The organism is Kitasatospora sp. Xyl93 (assembly GCF_055383135.1).
The window spans coordinates 8,400,445-8,414,262 of the sequence record NZ_AP029185.1; the positions used below are offsets into that span (position 1 = coordinate 8,400,445).

At 76.1% G+C, this 13,818-nt stretch carries 16 protein-coding genes and 1 pseudogene; 8 read left to right on the forward strand and 9 right to left on the reverse strand.

Annotated elements, in window-relative coordinates; all coding sequences use genetic code 11:
• Positions 1 to 90 precede the first annotated feature (90 nt).
• Both ACZ5GH_RS36430 and ACZ5GH_RS36435 read left to right on the forward strand, forming a co-directional pair.
• Entirely contained in the window at positions 91 to 576 is a 486-nt protein-coding gene (locus tag ACZ5GH_RS36430) for a RipA family octameric membrane protein (RefSeq protein ID WP_387754367.1), read from the forward strand.
• Positions 573 to 875 carry a DUF7701 domain-containing protein gene (locus tag ACZ5GH_RS36435; RefSeq protein ID WP_387754370.1) on the forward strand — a complete coding sequence of 101 codons (303 nt, stop codon included), beginning with the start codon at positions 573 to 575 and terminating at the stop codon, positions 873 to 875. The genes ACZ5GH_RS36430 and ACZ5GH_RS36435 overlap by 4 nt, the downstream gene beginning before the upstream one ends.
• 104 nt (positions 876 to 979) lie before the next feature.
• Here the strand turns inward: ACZ5GH_RS36435 and ACZ5GH_RS36440 are convergent.
• Together ACZ5GH_RS36440 and ACZ5GH_RS36445 are read right to left on the reverse strand one after the other, a co-directional pair.
• Positions 980 to 1,369 (reverse strand): annotated as a pseudogene (locus ACZ5GH_RS36440) (tautomerase family protein); the annotation flags it as partial.
• A 124-nt stretch (positions 1,370 to 1,493) separates the two neighbouring features.
• A complete protein-coding gene (locus tag ACZ5GH_RS36445; protein ID WP_464336934.1) occupies positions 1,494 to 2,135 on the reverse strand; it encodes a CatB-related O-acetyltransferase in 642 nt (213 codons plus the stop codon).
• Positions 2,136 to 2,352: 217 nt separating this feature from the next.
• Here ACZ5GH_RS36445 and ACZ5GH_RS36450 point away from each other — a divergent pair, with 217 nt between their 5' ends.
• The 3 genes from ACZ5GH_RS36450 to ACZ5GH_RS36460 all read left to right on the forward strand — a co-directional run bounded on the left by ACZ5GH_RS36450 (position 2,353) and on the right by ACZ5GH_RS36460 (position 4,352).
• Entirely contained in the window at positions 2,353 to 3,255 is a 903-nt protein-coding gene (locus ACZ5GH_RS36450) for a SigB/SigF/SigG family RNA polymerase sigma factor (protein ID WP_464336513.1), read from the forward strand.
• A gap of 82 nt (positions 3,256 to 3,337) precedes the next feature.
• On the forward strand, positions 3,338 to 3,733 hold the full coding sequence (locus ACZ5GH_RS36455; protein WP_387754376.1) for an STAS domain-containing protein: 396 nt from the start codon (positions 3,338 to 3,340) through the stop codon (positions 3,731 to 3,733).
• Positions 3,734 to 3,872: 139 nt separating this feature from the next.
• Positions 3,873 to 4,352, forward strand: coding sequence for an ATP-binding protein (locus tag ACZ5GH_RS36460; protein WP_464336514.1), 480 nt, complete (start codon positions 3,873 to 3,875; stop codon positions 4,350 to 4,352).
• Between the two features lie 98 nt (positions 4,353 to 4,450).
• Here ACZ5GH_RS36460 and ACZ5GH_RS36465 read toward each other — a convergent pair whose 3' ends face one another.
• Complete coding sequence (locus ACZ5GH_RS36465) at positions 4,451 to 4,822, reverse strand: PRC-barrel domain-containing protein (protein ID WP_387754381.1); 372 nt, start codon at positions 4,820 to 4,822, stop codon at positions 4,451 to 4,453.
• Positions 4,823 to 5,059: 237 nt separating this feature from the next.
• Here ACZ5GH_RS36465 and ACZ5GH_RS36470 point away from each other — a divergent pair, with 237 nt between their 5' ends.
• Positions 5,060 to 6,172, forward strand: coding sequence for a mechanosensitive ion channel family protein (locus ACZ5GH_RS36470; protein ID WP_464336515.1), 1,113 nt, complete (start codon positions 5,060 to 5,062; stop codon positions 6,170 to 6,172).
• A gap of 46 nt (positions 6,173 to 6,218) precedes the next feature.
• Here the strand turns inward: ACZ5GH_RS36470 and ACZ5GH_RS36475 are convergent, their stop codons facing one another.
• Both ACZ5GH_RS36475 and ACZ5GH_RS36480 read right to left on the reverse strand, forming a co-directional pair.
• The gene (locus tag ACZ5GH_RS36475) at positions 6,219 to 7,055 is read right to left on the reverse strand and encodes a hypothetical protein (RefSeq protein WP_464336516.1); all 837 of its coding nucleotides are present in this window, start codon (positions 7,053 to 7,055) and stop codon (positions 6,219 to 6,221) included.
• A 32-nt stretch (positions 7,056 to 7,087) separates the two neighbouring features.
• On the reverse strand, positions 7,088 to 8,197 hold the full coding sequence (locus tag ACZ5GH_RS36480; RefSeq protein ID WP_464336517.1) for a YihY/virulence factor BrkB family protein: 1,110 nt from the start codon (positions 8,195 to 8,197) through the stop codon (positions 7,088 to 7,090).
• A gap of 137 nt (positions 8,198 to 8,334) precedes the next feature.
• Here ACZ5GH_RS36480 and ACZ5GH_RS36485 point away from each other — a divergent pair, with 137 nt between their 5' ends.
• Positions 8,335 to 8,577 (forward strand): hypothetical protein, encoded by a 243-nt coding sequence (locus ACZ5GH_RS36485; protein WP_464336518.1) that lies wholly within the window; start codon positions 8,335 to 8,337, stop codon positions 8,575 to 8,577.
• Between the two features lie 38 nt (positions 8,578 to 8,615).
• On the opposite strand, the gene ACZ5GH_RS36490 is transcribed toward ACZ5GH_RS36485, so the two are convergent.
• The gene (locus tag ACZ5GH_RS36490; RefSeq protein WP_387754393.1) at positions 8,616 to 9,716 is read right to left on the reverse strand and encodes a carboxylate-amine ligase; all 1,101 of its coding nucleotides are present in this window, start codon (positions 9,714 to 9,716) and stop codon (positions 8,616 to 8,618) included.
• A gap of 208 nt (positions 9,717 to 9,924) precedes the next feature.
• Between ACZ5GH_RS36490 and ACZ5GH_RS36495 the strand changes: the two genes are divergently transcribed.
• Positions 9,925 to 11,235 (forward strand): M14 family zinc carboxypeptidase, encoded by a 1,311-nt coding sequence (locus tag ACZ5GH_RS36495; RefSeq protein WP_464336519.1) that lies wholly within the window; start codon positions 9,925 to 9,927, stop codon positions 11,233 to 11,235.
• A 102-nt stretch (positions 11,236 to 11,337) separates the two neighbouring features.
• On the opposite strand, the gene ACZ5GH_RS36500 is transcribed toward ACZ5GH_RS36495, so the two are convergent.
• The 3 genes from ACZ5GH_RS36500 to ACZ5GH_RS36510 form a co-directional block, all read right to left on the reverse strand.
• Positions 11,338 to 12,345, reverse strand: coding sequence for a TIGR03571 family LLM class oxidoreductase (locus ACZ5GH_RS36500; protein ID WP_464336520.1), 1,008 nt, complete (start codon positions 12,343 to 12,345; stop codon positions 11,338 to 11,340).
• A 71-nt stretch (positions 12,346 to 12,416) separates the two neighbouring features.
• The gene (locus ACZ5GH_RS36505; RefSeq protein WP_387754402.1) at positions 12,417 to 13,247 is read right to left on the reverse strand and encodes an aldo/keto reductase; all 831 of its coding nucleotides are present in this window, start codon (positions 13,245 to 13,247) and stop codon (positions 12,417 to 12,419) included.
• 109 nt (positions 13,248 to 13,356) lie between these two features.
• A complete protein-coding gene (locus ACZ5GH_RS36510) occupies positions 13,357 to 13,788 on the reverse strand; it encodes a GlcG/HbpS family heme-binding protein (protein ID WP_387754404.1) in 432 nt (143 codons plus the stop codon).
• Positions 13,789 to 13,818 lie beyond the last annotated feature (30 nt).

The following is a 13,818-nucleotide window of genomic DNA, read 5'->3' on the forward strand; positions in this document are numbered from 1 at the left end:
GCGGGCCGGCCCGCAGGGAAGGATGGACACCGGGGGGAGCCCGGGCAGCGGGCGAAGCCGGCACACCACCTGCCCGAGGGGGGAAGCGCGATGACCACGCCGCCGGAGCCGAACCGTCAGACCGAGCTGCTGGAGCTGTACAAGCTCGCCGTGGAGATGGCCGACCGGGTCTCGGCCCGCCGGGGCAGCGCCAACACCTTCTTCCTGTCCGTGCAGACCGCGCTGGTCACCCTGATCGGCTTCGGGATACCCAAGCTGTCGGAGTCCCCGTGGTGGGTGGCGACGGCCGTCGCCCTGGCCGGCATCACCCTCTCCGGCGCCTGGTGGATGCAGCTGCGCAGCTACCGGGACCTCAACGGCGCCAAGTTCCGGGTCATCAACAGCCTGGAGGACAAGCTCTCCGCGCGGATCTACACCGACGAGTGGGACGTGCTGCGCAACGCCGCGGCGTCCGGCCGGCGGCGCCGGCACTACACCGAACTCGGCACCACCGAACGGCTCGTGCCGATGATATTCGCGGTGGCCCACCTGATCCTGCTCACCGGCACGCTCGCCACCGGCACACTGGCCGTATGAGCCACCTCGATCCCATCGCCGAACTGATCCGCTCCTGCCTGCCCACGGAGGCCACGCCTCCCGCCGGCTCCGACGACCTCTTCCGCATCTACGCCGTGCTGCTCCAGGCCAAGGGCGAGCAGGTCACCGACGAGGACGTCCACAACGCCTGGACGGCCTGGACCCAGAGCACCGACGACAGCCACAAGGCCCTGGTGGCCTTCCGCGACCTCGACGCCCGCACCCGCGCCCTGGACGCCCCGTACACGCACGCCATCCGCACCGCCGCCCGCCGGCTCCACGACCCGGCCGACCGTTAGGGAGTGTCCGACGATTCCCGCCGGGTGCGCGAACCGTCGGACACGCCCGAGGAGTCCGAGGGCCCCGCCGTGTCCGGCAGGTGCGGCGGGCGCCCGGCCCGGGCGCCGGGCTCCGGGTCGTACTGGGCGAGGCCGTGGCCGAGCGACCAGTCGACCGACGCGTTCTCGGTGAGGACGACGAACACGTTGCGGGGCTCGGTGCCCGCGTACGCGTGGGCGAGTTCGGCGATCCGGCGGTACAGGGCCCGCTTGCGCCCGGCCGGGCGCCCGGCGCGCAGGGTCACGGACACGTACACGATGCCCTCGTCCCGGTGCACGCCGAGGTAGCCGCCGTAGCGCAGCGTGCCGCTGACGCCGTCGTGGCCGGTCAGCACCTGGAAGTGGTCGTCGGCCGGGATGCCGATCGTCTCCTGCAGGGCCTGGTGCACGGCGCGCCCGAGGGCGTCCAGCCGCTCGGGGTCGGCCCCCAGCGCGTCGATGCGGACGAATGGCACGGCACGGCTCCTTCCCCGAGGTCCCTGAGGGCCTTGAGACTACCCCTGTACATACCAGTAGGTACAGAAGGGGGTGGTGGTCCGGCGGCGGCCCGGGCGGGGCCGGCGCCGGACCGGGGTCGGTTCAGGCGCCGGGCGCGGCGGCGGCCAGCTCGTCGACGGTGCCGGACATGACGGTGCGCAGGTGGCGGGTCAGGTGTTCGAGGGGCCAGTGCCACCAGGCGAGGTCCAGCAGGCGGGCGACGTCGGCCTCGTCGTGGCGCAGCCGGATCACCTTGGCGGGGTTGCCGCCGGCGACGGCGTAGTCGGGGACGTCGGAGGTGACGACGGATCCGGCGGCGACGATCGCGCCGTGGCCGATGCGCACCCCGGGCATGACGGTGACGCCGTGGCCGAGCCACACGTCGTGGCCGACCACGGTGTCGCCGCGTCCGGGCAGGCCGGTGATCAGGTCGACGTGCTCGGCCCAGGCGCCGCCCATGACGGGGAAGGGGAAGGTGGAGGGCCCGTCCATCCGGTGGTTGGCGCCGTTCATCACGAACCGCACCCCCGTGGCGAAGGCGCAGAACCGCCCGATGACGAGCTTCTCCGGCCCGTAGTGGTACAGCACGTTGCGGGTCTCGAACGCCGTCGGGTCGTCCGGGTCGTCGTAGTACGAGTACTCGCCCACCTCGATCAGCGGCGAGGTGACCAGCGGCTTGAGGAGGACCACCCGGGGCTGCCTGGGGACGGGGTGCAGCACGGTCGGGTCGGGCACGGCGGGGATCACGAGGGGGCACCGCTTTCGCGTGGACGAGGGGTCTTGGGGCGCCGGGGCGCGCCGTTCCATGATCCACCGGGCGGGGCCGCCGTCCAGCGGATCCCCCGGTCCCGCCCGCACGCCCGGCCGGGATTCACGAAACCTCCACACGGGGTCACTGCATCGACGGGCCGGGGCGGGGTAGTCGGGGCGTTCGACCGTGCCGACTCGAGGAAGGACTCCGATGGTCACGACCACTGGTGAACTGACCGCCTCCGCCGCTTCGCCGACGGAGGACCCGTCCCGCACGGCCGCCTCCGCCACAGCGGGGCTGCGCGACCTGCTGCCACCGGAACTCGCCGCGGCCGGCGACCCGCGCGAGGTGGCGCCCGCCGACGCCCGCGAGCTCACCCGGGTGCTGCTGCGCCGGCTCGCCTCGCTGGAGGAGGGCACCCGGGAGTACTCGTACGTGCGGGCCACCCTGGTGGAGATGAACCTGTCCCTGGTCAGGTACGCGATCCGCCGCTTCACCGCGCACCGCGAGCCGCAGGAGGACCTGCTGCAGGTCGGGGCGGTCGGCCTGATCAAGGCCATCGACCGGTTCGACCCCGAGCTGGGCGTCGAGTTCACCACCTTCGCGCTGCCCACCGTGCTCGGCGAGATCCGCCGGCACTTCCGCGACACCACCTGGGCCGTCCACGTGCCGCGCCGCCTCCAGGAGCTGCGGATCGTGCTGGCCAAGGCCCAGGACCGCCTGGCGCAGGAGCTGGACCGGGCCCCCACGGTGGCCGAGCTGGCCGGCCACCTGGGGATCTCCCAGGAGGAGGTGGTCGAGGGCCTGACCGCCGCGAACGGGCACACCGCGGGCTCCCTGGACATCAGCACCGAGGACGACGACCGCCCCGGCGGCCTGGGCGAGCGCTTCGGCGAGGAGGACCGGGACCTGTCCAAGGTGGAGGACCTGGTGGCGCTCAAGCCGCTGGTCGCCGCCCTGCCGGAGCGCGAGCGGCTGATCCTGTCGATGCGCTTCTGCGAGGACCTGACGCAGTCGCAGATCGGTGAGCGCCTGGGGGTGTCCCAGATGCACGTCTCCCGGCTGCTCTCGCGCACCCTGCGGCGCCTGCGCGAGGGGCTGGAGAAGGACTGAGGGTGCCTGCCGCCCCCGCACCCGTTTGGCCGCGGGACTCCGCGTACGTAAGGTCGGAGGGCACGGACACGAGGGGACGACGATGATGCCATCCGACAACGACCAGCGGGCCCCCGGGCCGGCGGCCTCCCCGTACCGTGCGCAGCTGGCGGTGCGCACCCGCCACGCGGCGGCCGGTGCGGTGGTCTGCGCCCTGGCGGGCGACCTCGACATCGAGACGCTCGCCCCGGCAGCCGACACCCTCACCGCCCTGGTCGCGCAGCGGCCCGGCGCGGTGGTGATCGACCTCGCCGGGGTCGGCTTCTGCGACTCCTCCGGCCTGAACCTCCTGCTCAGGACCCGTCTGGCGGCGGGGGAGGAAGGCGTGGAGCTGCACCTGGCCGCGGTGCCGCCCACCGTGATGCGGGTCCTCGAACTGACCGGCACCCGGGCGGTGTTCTCCATCCACGCCTCGGCCGAGGAGGCCCTGGCGGCCTGAGCCGTCCCCGGTGCGCCGTACACGGTGCGCCGGGGACTGTGCCGTAGGGGCGCGCACCCGGCGCCGGGGCAGGCATAATCCCGGGAGCGCCGGGAAACCGACCCTGCGAACCGCCGTCGATCCGAAAGGGTGCCCTCACATGACGATGAGCCGGGGAACCCTGGACGGCGAAGCGCACCGGGCCGGCCCGGTGCTGCCGCCCGGCGGCCAGCGCAGACGGCTGCCCCTGGCGGGGCTCACCAAGCCGGTCGCCCGGGCCCGGGCCTTCACCGCCGAGGCCGTCGGCGACTGGTACCCGCCCGCCGGGGCGCCGGACGCCCACGAGGGCGTCGGCGAGGACGTCGTGCTGCTGGTGGCGGAGCTGGTGGCCAACGCCATGCTGCACGGTGACGGCCCGTCGGAGCTGGTCCTGCACGCCACCGGGCAGCGCCTGCGGGTGGAGGTCAGCGACCGCAGCCCGGTCATGCCCGTCCTGCGCCTGCCGCACGAGCCGGCCCTGCCCGGCGGCCACGGCCTGTTCATCGTGCAGCGCACCGCCGACCGCTGGGGCGCCGAGCCGAACGGCCAGGGCAAGGCCGTCTGGGCCGAGTTCGACGCCCACCGGCTGACCCGGGACTGACCTTCCGGGACCGGCCCGGGCCGGGTGCGCAGGCCCGGACGGCGGCCGGCCGCCGCCCCGGGGCGGGGGCGACGGCCGACGGCCCGGCCGGCCGCGGGTCAGATGGCGCGGTTGCCGTAGAACGGGCCGTAGTAGAGCGCGTACTGGTCCCGGAACGGGGACTCCGGCTCCTCCAGCGCCCCGCTGTCGAGATCGGGGCTGTGCTTGATCTCCTCCCTGGTCCGGTCCACGTACACCTTCTGCTCCGCGACCTCGATGCGGATGACGGTGCCGGCCGGCAGCAGCACCCGCTTGCCGAAGATCCACGGGCCGGTGTCCACGACCAGGTACTGCGCCCCCACCTCCTCGGACAGCTTGTCCACCTTGCCGACGGAGCCGTCCACCGCCTCCACGTGGAACCCGATGAGGTCGGTACCGGCGCTGTGGCCGCTGGTGCTGCGGAACTCCCAGATGTCGACGTTCCCGCTCATGCGTTTCTCCCTTCCGTGGGCCGGGCCGGCGGGGTGCCGGGCCCGGCGCGGACGCGCGATGACCGGCTGCCCCGGACCGCCGCATCCATGCCGCCCCGTCGGACGCGCCGTCCGGCGGCCCCTGTGGGGTCCGTCACCGGCAGGAATGGCCGCGCCCCGCCGGGAAAAGCGAACAGGTGACCGGTGGCGCCCGTCCGGGCGCCCGCCGGCGGCCCCCGGCGAAGGGAAGAACGGCAGATGTGGTGGAGCCTGCTACGGCTGGCACTGGCGAGCGCCGCGGCGGTGCTCTTCGCGTACGGCCTGGACCGGATCACGCAGCTCGCGGGACGGCGCCTGGCCGCCCGCGCGGGCACCGCCGGCATACCCCTGGTGGTACGCCGCTGCCGGCTCCCGCTGCTGGCGCTGACGGCCTGTCTGCTCCTGCTCGCCGCCCTGCCCTGGATCGCCGCGCCGCCCGCCGCGAGCGAGGGGCTGCGCCACCTGGCGGTGATCCTCGCCATCGCCTCCGGCGGCTGGCTGTGCGCCCGGGTGGTGGCGCTGGTCGTGGACAGCACCCTGCGGCTGGCCGTGCACCGCCGCGACCCGGCCTGGGCCGGGCGCGCCCGCACCCAGGCCGACCTGCTCGGCCGGATCGGCCAGGCGATCGTCGCCGTGGTGACGCTGGGCGCGGTCCTGATGACCTTCCCGGCGGTGCGCGGCGTCGGCACGAGCCTGCTCGCCTCCGCCGGACTGGTCGGCGTGGTGGCGGGCGTCGCGGCCCAGAGCACCCTGGCCAACGTCTTCGCCGGCGTCCAGATGGCCTTCGGCGACCTCGCCCGGATCGGCGACGTGGTCGTGGTCGGCGGCGAGTGGGGCGAGGTGGAGGAGATCACCCTGACCGCCGTGGTGATCGCCACCTGGGACCAGCGGCGCCTGGTGATGCCGATGTCGTACTTCGTCGGCCGCCCGTTCGAGAACTGGTCCCGCCGCTCCAGCCGGATCACCGGCACCGCGCTGCTCCACCTCGACCACCACGCCCCGATCCCCCTGCTGCGCAAGGAGTTCGACGCCTTCCTGGCCGGCAACGAACTGTGGGACCGCGAGGGCAGCGCCCTCCAGGTGGTCGACACCACCCCCACCACCATCGTGGTGCGGGTGCTGGCCACCGCGGCGGACGGCGCCGACGCCTTCGAGCTGCGCTGCCAGCTGCGCGAGCACCTCATCGGCTACCTGCGCGACCACCACCCGTACGCCCTGCCCCGGCTGCCGGTGGCCCCGGCGCCCGGTTCCTCCCCGGACGGCGGGGACGGCGCCGACGGGCCGCCCCCGGTGCCGCGGCCGCGGGCCCGGCCTGGCGCGGACGGCGGGTGACCGGGGCCGTTCCGGGCCTCCCGCCAGGCCTCGCGGCCGGCCGGCCTCACCGGCCCTCGACCGCGCGGGCGTCGCCGGTCAGGGCGTAGCGGCGGCAGGCCAGCAGCTCCTCGCAGGTGCTGCCGAGCTCCTTGCCGAGCAGGTGCAGCACCGCCTCGGCGTCGCGGTCCGCGACGTAGCCCGGCGCGACCCGCAGGGCCAGCAGGCCCAGCTCCCGGAAGCCGCCGAGCACCTGCTGCTGCGCGTCCAGGCCCCGCGCGACGACGTGGCGCCAGGCCTCGACGTCGTGGCCGTCGGGGCTGCGGACGCCCTGGAGGTCGACCGGCGGCACGTCCGGGCGCTCCCGCAGCTCGGCGACGGCGTCGGCCACGGCGGCGCCCACCAGGGCGGGCTGCGGCGCCGCGCCGCCGGCTTCGGCGCGCACCCGGGCCAGCCGCTCGGTGATCAGGTCGGTGAGTTCGGCCAGCCGGCCGCGCAGGTCGACGACCGCCTGGACGGACAGCACCGGCCAGGCGTCCCAGCCGTGCGCGAGCTGCGGCCCGGCCTCGCGGCCGACGGTCTCCTCGATCGCCCCGGCCACCGCCGCGAGGTCCAGCAGCCGGTAGGCGGTGGGCCGGGAGAGGCCGAGCTCGGCCAGGGCGTAGGCGTCCCAGGAGGGGAAGCCGAGGGCCGTCCAGACCCGGCCGCGCCGGGCGGCGCGCACCCGCCGGGTCAGGACCAGGGCGGCGGTGCGCGGCTCCGCCACCGCGGCCCGCAGCTCGTCGGTCAGCCGCCGGGCCTCCGCCGCCTCCGCCGGGCCGGCCGCTTCCGCCGCTTCCGCCGCTTCCGCCGTTGCCGCCGGGTCGGTCGCGGGGTCCGGTTCGTGGGGGAGTGGTTCGCTCATGTGTGTGCTCTGCCCGCTGCCGAAAGTAGGAATCAGGACGAATCCGGGCGAAGCCTGTCGTCGCGGGCGGCGTCCGTGGCGCCCCCGCCCGTCCCACCGCCCGTCTCACCGCTCTCCGCGCCGTTCTTCGTGCCGTTCTTCGCGCTGCCCGGGGCGGCGTCCCGGTCGGCGGCATCCGGGTCCTCGGGCTCGTCGGGGAAGGAGACGTCGACCCGCTGCTCGGGCCGGCGCTCCTCCTGGCGGGCGACCGAGGACAGCACCGCCTGGTCGGCCTCCGTCAGCGGCGGCTGCAGCAGGCTGCGCGGCCACAGCCGCCGGGCGAGCACCACGTTCACCTCGGCCGCGTACACGGTGACCTGCGCCGCCAGGTAGATCCAGGACAGCAGCCCGATCACCGTCGCGAAGAACCCGTAGACCTGGCTCGCGTGCCGCAGCGCGTGGGTGACCAGCAGCGCGCCGCCGGCCTGCAGGGCGGTGAACAGCGGCCCGGCGAGCGCGCAGCCCGGCCACAGCGCCCGCAGCGGGACCTCGCGCGGGGTGAGCACCCGGAAGCAGGCCAGGCACAGCGCGGCGTTCACCAGCGCCGAGACCACCAGCCCCCCGATCCGGGCGGCCGTCCCGGCCAGCGTGCCGCCGACCAGCGAGGCGGCGGCGGTGCCCAGCACCAGCCCGCTGCCCAGCACCGCGAACAGCAGCAGGCTGCGCGCCAGCCGCGGCCAGTAGCCGGGCCGCTGCACCCCGGGCACGTTCCACACCTCGGCCATCGCGTGCTGCAGGACCTGCGCGATGCCCAGCGCCCCGTACAGCAGCCCCAGCGCGCCGATCAGCAACGCCAGGCCGCTGCCCGCCAGGGAGTGGACGTTCTGGCGCAGCTGGTCGCCGATGATCGGGAAGTCGGCGAGCGCGGAGTCCACGACCGCGCGCTGCGCGTCGGGGTGGCCGTGCAGGACGAAGCCGAGGGCGGTGCTGAGCAGGAGCAGCAGCGGGATCAGGGCGACGAAGCCGTAGTAGGTGATCAGGGCGGACAGCAGCCCGCCCCGGTCGTCCCCGTACTTGCGCACGACGCCGACCACCAGGCCGGTGGCCCGGTGGCGCTGCTGGAAGCCGTCCACGGCCCGCAGGCCCCGTTCGATGGGATTCACACCGCGCGTCTGCCCCCGGCGCGCGGCGCGACACCCGGGGATTGGTCCGCCGCCTCCCGGGCACCCGCGAGGCGGAACCCGCGAAGCGGACACCCGCGAGGCGAGCGGGCGACGGACCACGAGGCGAGGAGCCGACGGTGAACGAGATCCCCCAGGGCGGCGCGGGCGGCGTGCCGCTGCACCACGACGGAGACGACGCCTCCAGCGACCCCCGGGCGCCGGGAGCCGGGCCGGGCGACGAGGAGCGGAGCACCCAGGAGCAGGGCGAGGCGACCACCGCCGAACCCGGCCGGGCCCGGCGGCTCGGCCCCGACGAGCGCACCGGGGACGGGGGCGACGGCGGGGCGGACGACGGGGACGGGGACGGGGACGGCGCCTGACTCCTTGAGCAGCGGGGGCCGGGCGCCGTCGCCCGCGGTCACGGCGTGCGGGTGACGGTGGAGGCGACCAGGCGCTCGGCCAGGCCCTCGCGGCCCAGCTCGCGGTACCAGCGGCGCTGGCGGTCGGCGCCGCTGCCCCGGAGCTCGAAGCCCCGCCACAGCTCCTCCACCCGCCCGGTGTCGCCGGTGGCCTCCAGGCCGGGGGCGGCGTAGGCGCGCAGCTGCCCGACCACGGCCGCGGCCGGGCGGCAGGTGCCGTCGGGGGAGACCAGGTCGCCGTGCGTCCCGGTGCGGGCGGCGTGCCAGACGGCGGCGCGCAGCAGTTCGTCGGCGGCCTCCGGGCGCGGGCGCCCGGCCCGCTCCTCCAGCACGGCCGCGGCGACCAGGCCCCGGATCAGGCCGGCGAACAGTTCGGCGTCGGCGACCGTCAGCTGCACGTCCGTCGCCCGCACCTCCACCGTCGGGTAGCGCGCGGACAGCCGGGCCTGCCAGTAGAGCTGGCCGTCGTCGGCCACGACCCCGGCCGCGCGCAGCGCCGCCACCCGCCGCCGGTGGTCGGCGGCGTCGCGGAAGGCGGGCGGCGGGCCGCTCACCGCCCACTGGTCGAAGTGGACGGTCCGCCAGCTGGCGAAGCGGGTGTCGCGCCCGCGCCAGTAGGGCGAGTTGGCGCTGAGCGCGATCAGCACGGGCAGCCAGGGCCGCAGCCGTACCAGGGCGCCCACGCGCTCCTCCTCGTCGGCCACGCCGACGTGGACGTGCATGCCGTTCAGCATCAGGTCGTCGACCAGGGCGGGCGCCTGGCGCCGGGCCCGCCGGTAACGGGTGTCGTCGGTGACCGGCACCCCGCCGGCGGGAGCGAACGGGGCGGAGCCGACCGGGACGACCCGGCAGCCGTGCTGGGCGGCGGCCGCGTTCAGCGCCGCCCGCACCCGCGCCAGGTGGCGGCCCACCGCGGGGAGGTCCTCGCAGACCGGGGTGGCGCTCTCCACCTGGACCTGGAGCAGCTCGTGCTGCGCCTCCGGCGGGCGCAGCGCGGGCGCCAGCGAGGCGGTGGCCAGGACCTCGGCGGCGCGGGGCATCGGCGCGCCGTCGCGGGGGTCGACCAGCAGGTACTCTTCCTCGACTCCGAGTGTCAGCATGCCCGCTCGGCTACCCCGCCGGGCCGTTCGCACGCGGCCGGGCCACGACGGACCCCGCCCGTATCCCCGCACCCGGCCGGGCCCCGCCCGGCTCCCCGCACCCGGCCGGGCCCCGCCCGGATCCCCGCAGCCGGCCGGGCCCCGCCCGTACCGCGAACCCCTGCGGCAGGTACAACTACTTGCCACGACCCAGGGGAGGAAACCGAAGGTGACCGACGCGACGATCCCCGCGGCCACGGCCGCCCCCCACCACGACCACTACCCCACCCTCGCCGAACTCGACGACACCGCACGCCGGCTGGCCACCCGGTGGCCCGACCTGTGCCGGGTGCGCACCGTCGGCACCTCCCGCGCCGGCCGCCCCCTGACCCTGCTCACCGTCGGCCACGGCCCCCACGACGTCCTGGTCGTCGCCGGCGCCCACGCCGACGAGTTCGCCGCCCGCACCGCCGTCACCGACCTCGCCCACCACGCCCTCACCCGCCCGCACCCCGACCTCACCTGGCACTTCCTGCTCTGCCTCGACCCCGACGGCGCCCACCTCGCCGACGGCAGCCGCACCGCCCGCACCCTGCCCGCCTACTTCGCCCACTACTACCGCCCCGCCGCCGAGGACCAGCCCGAATGGGCCCCCGCCATCGGCGCCGACCTCCCCGAGAGCCGCGCCCTCCTCGACCTCGTCGACGAACTGCGCCCCACCCTCCAGTTCTCCCTGCACAGCACCGACGTCGGCGGCACCTTCGTCCAGGCCACCAGCGACCCCACCGCCCTCGCCCACCCCTTCGCCCGCTCCGCCGCCCACCTCGGCATCCCCGTCGAGACCGGCGCCTTCGACACCTTCCACCTGCACGAATCCGGCCCCGGCGTCTACCTGATGACCCCCCACCACATCGACCACCAGGAGCGCACCACCGGCATGCTCACCCCCCACCAGGGCGACCGCGGCCGCGCCGGCACCTGGTTCGCCCCGCAACGCCACGGCGGCGAGACCGTCCTCGTCGAAGTCCCCGCCTTCACCAGCGCCCACCTCGGCGACCACCGCCCCGCCGACGACGTCCACCGCCACCTGTGCACCACCGCCGACCGCCTGCGCCACCGCGGCACCCTCCTCACCGCACTCCTCGACGCCGCCCTGCCCCACCTGCGCCACCCCGACACCCCACTGCTGCGCGCCGCCCGCACCCCGCTGACCGCCCTGCACCAGCTCGCCGACGCCTGGGACCCCGAGGTCCACGGACACGACCTCCTGCACACCCCGATGACCCGCGCCCGCCTCACCGGCATCGACCTGTGGGCCCACCGCGTGCCGGTGCGCGCCGCCGCCCTGCTGCGCCGCGCCGTCCGGGTGGCCGGCGCCCCCGCCGCCCGCGAGGCCGCCCGCCTCGACCACCTCCTGCGGGACTGGTGCGCCCAGTACCAGCGGCGCTTCGAACCGGTCTGGCTGCCGGTCGCCCACCAGGGCGCCCACCAGGCCAACACCGTGCGCGCGGCCGTCGCCCTGCGCCACCCGGCGCCCTGACGCCCGGCCCCCGGCCGCCCACCGCCCGCCGCACCCCTACCTGTACCCGCGCCCGCGTCCCGGGGGCGGGACGCGGGCGCGGGTGGGGGGCTTGCCGTCGGCTCAGCCGTGCTGTCCGGCGGCGGCCGGGGCCGGGGCGGCGAAGCGGGGCAGGACTTCCTCGGCGAGTTCGTGGAGGAGGTCGTCGACCGGGCGGTCGTTGGGGCGCAGGTTGAAGGAGACGTGGGAGACGCCGAGGTCGGACATCAGCTCCAGGTGCTCGATCAGCGCGGTGCGCCCGGTGCTGAGGCCGAGGCGGATGGGGCGCGGGGCGGCGGCCGGGTCCTCGGCGAGGGTGAGCACCATCGGGGTCAGGTAGGGCTTGTCGCCGGCGAGGTCGCGCCACTGGCGCATCCGTAGGCGCAGTGCGCCCGGGTCGCGCGGGTAGTTGAGGGAGGCGTCGGCGTGCTCGGCGATCCACTCGGGGCTCTGCTGGGCGCCGCCGGCCACCGCGATCGGGATGCCCGCGGGGTGGCTGGGCCGGGGGAGGACCTCCAGCTGCCGCTCGGCGCCGAGGCCGGCGGCGAGCAGTTCCAGCGGGCCGGGGCGCCAGGCGGCGCGCAGGGTTCGGACGCCGGTGCGGAAGGCCTGGCCGCGGTGGTGGAAGTCGCGGTCGAACAGCGGGTACTCGACGGGGCGGTCGCCGCTGGCCAGGCCGAGCAGCAGGCGGCCGCCGGAGAGCACGTCGACGGTGGCGGCGGCCTTGGCGACCAGCAGCGGTTCGCGCAGCGGCAGGACGACCGCGCCGGTGGCGAGGACCGCGTCGCGGGTGAGGGCGGCGAGGTGGCCCAGGTGGGTGAAGGTCTCGAAGACGCTGCCGGCGTCGCCGAACTGGAGCGGGTCGTAGAGCGGGACGTCGCGCACCCACAGGGCGGCGAAGCCGAGGCGGTCGGCGAGCCGGGCGAGGCGGGCGTGCTCGGCGAGGTCGGGGACGCCGAAGGGGCGGCCCGCCGCGCGGTCGGTCCGGCCGCGGTCCTGGCCCCAGTCGTTGTCCAGGGGCAGTTCCAGGCCGATGGTCAGCCGGCCGTCGGCGGGGGCCAGTTTGGCGAGTGCGGGGTGGGGCGGTGCCATGGCGGGGTCCTCGGGGAAGGCCCCGTCCCGGGCGGCGGTGCGACCGCCCGGGACGGGAGTGGCGGGGCGGATCAGTTGAACTGGTCCGGGTGCGGGCCGGTGCGCAGGCCGCGGTCGGTGGCGGCGACGGCGGCCATGTCCTGCTCGGTCAGCTCGAAGTCGAAGACGTCGAGGTTCTGCCGGATGCGGGCCGGGGTGACCGACTTGGGGATGACGATGTTGCCGAGCTGCAGGTGCCAGCGCAGGACGACCTGGGCGGGGGACTTGCCGGTGCGCTCGGCGACGGCGGTGATCGCCGGGTCGTCCAGGACGGCGCCCTGGGCGAGCGGGCTCCAGGCCTCGGTGGCGATGCCGTGCGCGGCGTGGAAGGCGCGCAGCTCGGCCTGCTGGAGGCCGGGGTGCAGCTCGACCTGGTTGACGGCGGGCACCAGCGAGCTGTTGTCCAGCAGGCGCTGGAGGTGGGCGGGCTGGAAGTTGGAGACGCCGGCGGCGCGGATGCGGCCCTCCTCGGCGAGGCTCTCGATGGCGCGCCAGGAGTCGAGGTAGAGGTCGCGGGCCGGGGTGGGCCAGTGGATGAGGTAGAGGTCGACGTGGTCCAGGCCGAGCTTGGCGAGGCTGGCGTCGAAGGCGCGCAGGGTGGCGTCGTGACCCTGGTCGGCGTTCCACAGCTTGGTGGTGACGAACAGGTCCTCGCGGGCCACGCCGGAGGCGGCCAGGGCGCGGCCGACGCCGGTCTCGTTGCCGTAGATGGCGGCGGTGTCGATGCTGCGGTAGCCGGCCTCCAGGGCGGCGGCGACGGCGGCGGTGGTCTGCTCGTCGGGGACCTGGAAGACGCCGAAGCCGAGCTGGGGGATCTCGACGCCGTTGTTCAACTTCACGGTGGGGACGCTGGGGGTGGTCATGGTCGGGTGCTCCTTCGGGCGGTGCGGTCGGTGAGGGGGGAGTGGACGGTCCGGGCGCTGCCGGGGCCGTCGCGCAGGACGACGTCCCGCGGGGTGCGGGCCGTGGTGCTCAGCGGGCGGGCGCGGCGAGCTCGGCCAGGGCGGCGGCGGCGAAGGCGTGGTCCTGCTCGGGGGCGCCGCCGCCGACGCCGATGGCGCCGACCAGCCGGCCGTCGCGGTGGACCGGCAGGCCGCCGGCGAGGAACAGCAGCGGGCGGTCCAGCGCGGTGGGCAGGGAGTGGAACGGCCCGTCGGGCTTGACCAGGTCGACCAGGTCGGCGGTGGGGGCGTCCAGCTGCAGCGCGGTGTAGGCCTTGCGGGTGCTGGTCTCGCCGGAGATCAGCACGGCGCGGTCGTCGCGGCGGAAGGCGAGCAGGTGGCCGCCCGCGTCCAGGACGGTGACGCTGACCGTCGCGCCGGCGGCCTCGGCGGCGGTACGGGCGGCGGCGACGAGGGTCTCGGCGTCGGCGGTGGTGAGCGGGACGACGGCGGTGGTGCTCATGGCGGTGGTTCTCCCGGGGTGGGGTGGGGT